Annotated in this window: 6 protein-coding genes and 1 tRNA gene; 5 read left to right on the plus strand and 2 right to left on the minus strand. The window is 48.7% G+C overall.

What is annotated here, in order from left to right; translation table 11 throughout:
• The 4 genes from COV46_02595 to COV46_02610 all read left to right on the plus strand — a co-directional run.
• The coding region (locus COV46_02595; protein PIR17835.1) for a hypothetical protein at positions 1–636 on the plus strand (636 nt) is incomplete at its 5' end.
• A gap of 26 nt (positions 637–662) precedes the next feature.
• Positions 663–739 (plus strand) — tRNA-Ala (locus COV46_02600).
• A 216-nt stretch (positions 740–955) separates the two neighbouring features.
• Positions 956–4738, plus strand: a complete 3783-nt coding sequence (locus COV46_02605; protein ID PIR17836.1) for a hypothetical protein — start codon at positions 956–958, stop codon at positions 4736–4738.
• Between the two features lie 212 nt (positions 4739–4950).
• A complete protein-coding gene (locus COV46_02610; protein ID PIR17837.1) occupies positions 4951–5139 on the plus strand; it encodes a hypothetical protein in 189 nt (62 codons plus the stop codon).
• On the opposite strand, the gene COV46_02615 is transcribed toward COV46_02610, so the two are convergent.
• Complete coding sequence (locus tag COV46_02615; protein PIR17838.1) at positions 5129–5866, minus strand: hypothetical protein; 738 nt, start codon at positions 5864–5866, stop codon at positions 5129–5131. The genes COV46_02610 and COV46_02615 overlap by 11 nt on opposite strands.
• Before the next feature lie 94 nt (positions 5867–5960).
• Positions 5961–6914 (minus strand): hypothetical protein, encoded by a 954-nt coding sequence (locus tag COV46_02620; protein ID PIR17839.1) that lies wholly within the window; start codon positions 6912–6914, stop codon positions 5961–5963.
• Between the two features lie 91 nt (positions 6915–7005).
• On the opposite strand from COV46_02620, the gene COV46_02625 reads away from it, so the two are divergent.
• Complete coding sequence (locus tag COV46_02625; GenBank protein PIR17840.1) at positions 7006–7404, plus strand: hypothetical protein; 399 nt, start codon at positions 7006–7008, stop codon at positions 7402–7404.
• The last annotated feature ends 154 nt before the right edge of the window (positions 7405–7558 follow it).

The following is a 7558-nucleotide window of genomic DNA, read 5'->3' on the forward strand; positions in this document are numbered from 1 at the left end:
GACGATGTTATCGTTAACAGCTCGCCGAAACATTTTGAGGCGTACGAAAAGGCGCTTGGAGATTTTGGCATCAAGGTCCCCAAAATATCGGGTGCGCTCCGCCGCGATATATACGGCATGCGTATCAAAGAAATAATGGAGCTTCTGGTCCGCGAGTTCAGGATGGATGTCGATGTTGCCGAGCTCACAAAACACCGGAACGCCTATTTTATGGAGCTTGTGAAGGAAGGCGTTGAGGCGATGCCGGGGCTCTATAAGCTCGTGGACGATATCACGAAATGGGGTCTTAAAAGGGCGGTCGCATCTTCGGGAGTTAGAGATTACGTGGAGGCGGTCCTGGAGCAGCTTGATATCCAGGACTTCTTTGAAGGAATTGTCACGGGTGATGATGTAAAGAACCCAAAGCCCGCCCCCGACTGTTTCTTGATGGCCGCAAAGAAGATGGGGATCGAGCCTAAATATTGCGCGGTCATAGAGGACTCGACCCATGGTCTCAATGCCGCCAAAAAAGCCGGGATGCTTGCGATAGGTGTCAAAAATTCGATGGTAGATTCCGATCAGGATATGTCGCCGGCGGATATTGTAGTAGGTCGGTTAGACGAAATAACACTTGAAATGTTGGGAAACAAAGGATAGGGATTCAGACCGGTTATCGCCTTAGTGGGGCAGTAGCTCAGCTTGGGAGAGCGCTACAATGGCATTGTAGAGGCCGAGGGTTCGATCCCCTTCTGCTCCACTAAGGCGATAAAAGATTCAGGGGTTCCGACCGAGCGCGGGTACCCACGAAGTGGGTGCGCGAGGAAGTACCCGGAGGCGAGAGCCGCAGGGTGGAGCCCCCTCACCTCCACAAAAGCGATAGAGTTTTATTCTAGTAATATCAATAAGTTGCCCAACCAAAAATACCTAGCAACTTTTTCCAAAATCAGCCGATAATGATCTAAAGGGAGAAATTCGCATGCCAAAGGTCGGAGATTCAGGTTTTTTTTCAAATGTATTGAACAGGATCGATTGGAAGATGGGTGTGTCCGGCATCCGCGGACTATTGCTCCCTCCAAAGCAGGATATCACCCGTGATGCGCCGGTAACGGTTGAGGTCGACGGAAAAGGGCTCACCTTTTTAAGGCCGAACAACTATTCACACCCGTTAACACGCGATGTTTCCGCTTTCCTCCATTTTAAACCAGATGATTTTAACAGTCTCTCATACGGGGTGGGCGAGGTGATGGAAAGGCTTAAATCGTCTTACTGGCTGATAAGATCGATCCTTACCGATGAGGGATTCCTTCATTCTGCAGGCAGGGGAAAGATGCAGGATGCGATGTGGCAGACGGGCAAGACATCTGTCGCTCAGGTGACGTTCAATTTGAGCGAGGCCAACAAATATAGCAATACTTTGGGTGATAGGCTCATCTCAAGGATCTACGAATCGTTCAAGAAGAAGTGGGGGGAGGCCTCTGTTTTCATTTCGACCCAAAGGACCGGTTTTGTCATAGTAGGTGCATCCGAGAACATGGAGCAGCTTTCGGCTGAACTTAGGGCGGCGACCCAGCAAGAATATCTTGGTCTTGAACTTCCGGAAGGTTTTGTGCTTAAGGTCTCCGGACTTTTTGAAGTGGTAACACTTGAAGATGTCATAGATGTTCTAAGGGGAATAGAACCTGCCAAGGTGGTAGGTTCAGAAGAGATCAAGGCCGAGGTGACGCATCTCATAAACGATATCCTTCCAAAGCTCGAGAAAGGGATCGCCCAACAGGGAGACACATCTCTTCGGACAAAGAACATGCGTCAATTGTTCACGGACGGACTTCATGATAAGATGAGACATCCAGAGGTCCAGGCGCTTCTGCTTTTAGGGCTGGAAGAATATCGCAGGCAGCTCACTGCAAAGATGGAGTTCCTTGAAAAGAAACTTGGATGGCAGGGGCTTTCCAAGGTCGAAAAAGTGGAAAGGGCGATAGCGGCTTCACCCGAAGGAAGAGAGTTCTACAGGGGATACATAGAGAACTGGTCTAACTATGTAGGCGGCATGTCGCATTTAAGCGGTGGGTTTGAAAAACCCGCGCAAGATCCTTTGCTCAACAGATTTTTGCAGCGCATCAAGCGTGTAATGCATGAACTCGGCGAATTTTATAGAGTGAAGAATTCGAGCGGAAGGCTCGACGGTGCAGGCAAGGCCGCCGAGATGTGGCATGCGGTGCTTCAAAAGAACGAGGCAGAGGCATGGAAGCTTTTGGATGATTGTAAAAGGCTTGCGGCAAGACTCTACGGCGTGGCGGTCTCAGAAAGCCATAACAGCGACGTTCTTTACAGTAGTCGTACATACCCTGATTCCGACATCATGATAGGAGATATCCTTCTTACTCACAATGACGGATATTATGCCATTGCGATAGAAGGTGACGACATGCGGGCCATGAGCGGGGCCTTTCCCGGCGGCTACGACGACTTCCTGTTCAGGGCGATACATTCGCACATAAAGGCGTTCTTTAGCGAAAAATTCGGCGAGCGTGCTCAGGTCTGGATGCGGGCCGGCGACGCCCTCGTGGCATTTGCTCCAGATGACCCGGGTGTGAGACCCGAATTGCTGATAAGGGAACTTCAGGCGAGCATCGACGGTGCATTCGGAGCATATATATTCCAGCCGGAAGGGAAGATCAAATATTACACCTATAATGCCGAAAAGATAGAAGTAGCGCGTTTTGCGGAGCTGGGGCTCAAGGTCATAGAAGGATTTGGACTGAACGCAGCTCCTATACAAAAAGATGGTACGATACTTATCCCCCAAAGTGATAAAAATGGCCACCCTATCGATCCGCTGGTTGCAAGGCAGTTCCTGATCGAAGAGGGTCTTGCGGCAGAGCATGCAGGCGAATGCCTTGAGCGTGTCAAAGTATGGAATTCGCCCGATGGCCATTTCTATTCTCCTAAGGGTCCTTTTGAAGAGGCTCTTCGACTAAAAGCCTTCCTTAAGGGACCAAGCATCACGGCTACATGGTCCGGATATGATGCTGGATATGGCTGGCCGATGGCACGCCTTTTAATAGACGGAGATGGAGGAAAGGTGGTCGGGATGCTCGATCATCTCGATGTGATCAAAGGTCACGATCCCGCAAAGGGGCAGGTGGCGCTCTTCCCTTATCAGCAGAACCCGATGTACGATCTTGTCGTTCCGCGTCCGGGCGAATTAATGAACGGCGTGAACATCTCTTTCGTGAGGGCCAATGTGGCTAACCCCCTTTATCAGCCGGTGGTCTTTAATTTCTGGGAAAATGCGATCTCAGCAGACCTTAATGTCCAGTACAAAAGCGCCCTTACACACGCGCTGGCAGCAAAGTTCAACGAGGTGGGAGGAAGGATAAACGCCCTTGCGGAGCAGTTCAATGTTGAGCCAAAGTGGCTTGTAAGGATGCTTGTCTCATCGCGTGGCGACATGGAGAGATTCAACGCGTGGATGTCGACCAGCGGACAGGCCGCCGAAATAGGCGAAAAGATGCCGGAGATGAGCAGATTGCAGACGACTCTCTGGGATGCTATCGACGCCCGAGGTGACGCTCGAAAACTTTTCAAGATCTGGCTCAACGAACACTGGGAGGATATAAAAGTATACCCTGAATCGAACGCGGTGGCAAAGAACGTGTGTCTTACTAACGGGGAGCTGTGGAAAGGCGTGATGAAAGGTGCCACTCCAAGTGTTATATGGGCGGTGGGTCTGATATCCTTCCTTGAGAACGTTGCTGACGGTGCACATTTGAACGTGAGGGAACATCCCGTTTCAAGGATCGCTACGATAGTCATGGGAATGGAGATAGCGTCGAACCTTGAGTCAAGGATCGCTCAGGCCTTGGCGGGCGAGGCATATACGGTGGGTTTTGAGGCCATGAGCATGAGCACGATGAGGTTCGTTGCCAATAAGTTCAGATCCTTTGCTACCGGAATGGGCTATGCCCACATGGCAGCGGCCCCGACAGGCGAGATATTAAAGACCTTTGGTATGAACGATGAAAGCATGGCCTATCGTCTTACGACATTGACCGCAGCGGTAGCCGTTCCCACCTACGTTCATGCATATTTTGCAAAACTTAACGCATCATTGGCATCAAGAGATCTTGTTCACCCTCCTTTTCTGAAAATGGGTTCGATGGCAAAGGGGCTTAATGTTGCTGTCCTTGCCGGCATGGGAATAGATATTGCCGGTAATTACGCGGAGTCGCTGTTTTTGGATGACGTGGAGAAATACGTGATAGATTCGCAGTACCAGAGCCTTCTTGAATATAACGGAAGAGAAGGGATCCTCTCTTCTGCCATAAGGGGAAGTGACGCATCGATCGGTGGTCGCATTGCGGCATCGGCCGGTTTTGTAGCCTATAATCTGTTAGGGAACACTCTTTCATCATTCACCACCAAGGAATATCTCTACTGGAGCGACCGCGTGGGTCTTGGGAACAGTCTTAATGTCTCCGGTGCGCTTGAATCAAGATTTGCTCCGATAGCACGCTCCTTAGAGGAAGATACGATGAAGGCCTACAAAGAGTTCGTAAATAGCTCCAAGGAGTTTCCTAATGTCGGTGAAGACCTTGACCTGGAGGCCATGTTCGTTGAGGCCTGGAACAAGACAAATTCAAGGGATGTGGCCAAGGCCCTCAAAGAGCCCTTGGCTCTTTCTGAAAAATACGGTTTTTCGCTCGGGTTTAAGTTCATTGACCCGGATAGCGGCGAGATAAATCTTGGCAAATTCTGAAAAACGCTGTAAATAATGCGCCATGAAATGGCATATCCACAGCGAGAACAAATATCTTCAGCTATTGGTAGTATTGGTCTTTACCTTTCTGCTCTCTCCGTTCCTTGAAGAACTGAGTGGAGAGTTCCCGTTCCTTTCTCTGGCGCTCCTATGTTCTATAATCTTTACCTTGAGGGCGTTGGAGCTCAAGAGGATGGAACGATGTATATTTGATGTACTTAAGCTTTGCCACGCTGACGACCCTTGGTTATGGCGACGTATTTCCGGTCAACAAGATGGCGATGGTGATGACCAATCTGGAGGCGGTGGCGGGGCAGATGTATCTTGCCATATTCGTTGCAAGGATGGTGGAACTTCACATAATGCATCAGCAACGCAGCAGCACATCAGCTAGCTCTTGATATTTGCGGTCTTTCTTACCTGAGAGAATATCCCGAGGAACATGTTCACGTCCTTATGGCGAAGGCCGGCCCTTCCCACGATCTCTGCGAAGGCCTGTCTTATCTTTTTGCGCAGTTTTCCTTCGTGTTTGGTATTGTATCCAATCTCGCTTAGCAGTCTTGAAAGGCTGTCGAGCATCGGTTTTATCTCTGAGTTAGGAACAAAAAAGTCTTCCGACCTTGTCTTTAAACCGTGTGTTTCACTGAAGAGCTCGAAACACGCAAGGAGTACCGCCTGTGCAATGTTCAAGGAACCGAAGGTTTCGGACGTCGGTATATAGACCCTAAAGTCACATCTATATAGTTCGTCCTTTGTAAGACCATCTGCCTCGCTACCGAATACTAGCGCCAGTTTTCCCTTCAGGGCCCTTTTTGCCATTATGGGCCCGGCTTCGTCCAAGGAGTAGTAAGGCTCCCGGTCCTTGGCCATTCTTCTGGAAAAAGCGAACGAACATGTTTCGTCGGTAAGTGCCTCGGACAGGGTCCTGTAATGAACGGCGCTGTCCACGACGTCCTTTGCCCCAACCGCCATCATGTGGGCCTCTCTTTGCCTAAAGTAAATGGGGGACACGAGTTTTAGGTTTGTGATCCCGCAGTTCTTTATTGCGCGAGCGGCCATTCCAATGTTCATGGAGCCGGCGGGTTTGACAAGGATGACGGAGATGTTTTCCATGGATGACCATCCCATAACAAATCCGCCCCATATTTCAATAGGAAAAAAAAGGGGGGGTCAAGTATTCACTTTTCACTTTTGAGATATGCATCAAGGGGGGGTCAAGTATTCACTTTTCACTTTTGAGATATGCATCAACCATGCTCTCAAATTCCTCGTTAACGATATCCTTATTTTTTACAATTGCCGTTATGCGCGAAGGAACAACCCCAAATTGCCTTGAAAGATCACCATAACCCATTTTCAGATATCGTCTGTAAAACCATATTGCTACCGCCCTGTTGCGTTGAGCTTTGCGACCTGATGGATCAACCACCTCACTCCACCTGATACCCATGATCTGACACAAAACCTTTTGTAATGCTTTTTCAGAAACATCCTTTTTATGGGCCGGTTGATATTCCAATAATTCATCATCTAGGTCCTTTACAAAATTCCACTTTATCCATTCCTCAAAATTCTTACTGCTGAACACAGACGGCCATCGTGATCCAGACAGAATCTTCTGTAGCTGCTCCGGGACCCCGTCCATTACGAACTCGTGGAATTTTCTCCGTGCAAGATTCTTGCGAAGCGCAAAATAGCTTAAAAGGCGATCCGTGGTTAAAAAATCCGGGCCGCCGCCCGTCAAATAGTGCCCGTGTGACGTCCATTGATGTTTTTCGGGTCTCTTCACTAAACCCGCTCTGACCGGATTCAAATGTATATAACGTGCTAATTCGACTAAATATGCATCTTCTTCAACAAGAATTGCCTTGTAGCGCCCGCGAAACAAGTGGCCGTCGCGGTGAGACATCTTATTGTAACGCTGTGTATATACATGATTTAAATGCCGCATCGCGCGAGACAGATTTCCAAGCGGTGTTTCCAGCAGCAAATGATAGTGGTTGGGCAAAAGTGTAAAAGCATGAACTTTTGCTTCCCACATTTTCACGGTCTCTGAAAGACACTGCAAAAATAATTGGTAGTGGTTTAAATTTCCGAATATCTGGTTGCGAGCATTTCCGCGGTTCATTACATGATAGAGAGCGCCGGAATATTGAATGCGAAGTGGGCGAGACATTACACCCCACTATCACAACGACAAAATTATTAAAAGTGAAAAGTGAATACTTGACCCTTTTGCTTTTTAGGGCAAAGAATACAAGGGGAAGTTGCGAAGGATTTCGTGTCGAGACAAGGAAACCGGACACTGGTATAAGTTTATAACGAACCGGTTTGATCTATCGGCAAAGACTATTTGCGATTTGTACAAGGCGAGGTGGCAAGTGGAACTTTTTTTCAAAACATTGAAGCAACATTTGCAGGTGAAGAAATTCGTTGGAACCAGCGTCAATGCCGTAAAAGCACAGGTTTGGGTGGCGCTGATCGCGTATTTATTGATGATGATGGTGAAGTTTCAAAGCAAGTTAGGGTGGGGCACGTCCTCGATAATGGCTGTTTTGACGGTCTTGCTCTTCGCAAAAGAGCGGCTGAAAGATATATGGTCGAGCGCGCCAAAGGAAAGATGCATCACAACCAAACTTGCCCAGTTACCTCTTTTCCCCTTTTAACCGGACAGTAGTGAACTTGGAATATTAGACAGGAGGTGGTGGGCTTATGAGTGTGCCGAGAGAAGATTGCGACGTTCAGCCCGTTAAAATCGGGACAGGGCAAAGGCTAGCTACCAGCCCTGAACGGAACTCTGCGTTTAGGGAGGCAACGAAC

It is taken from the genome of Deltaproteobacteria bacterium CG11_big_fil_rev_8_21_14_0_20_49_13 (assembly GCA_002796305.1).
Lineage (GTDB): Bacteria > UBA10199 > UBA10199.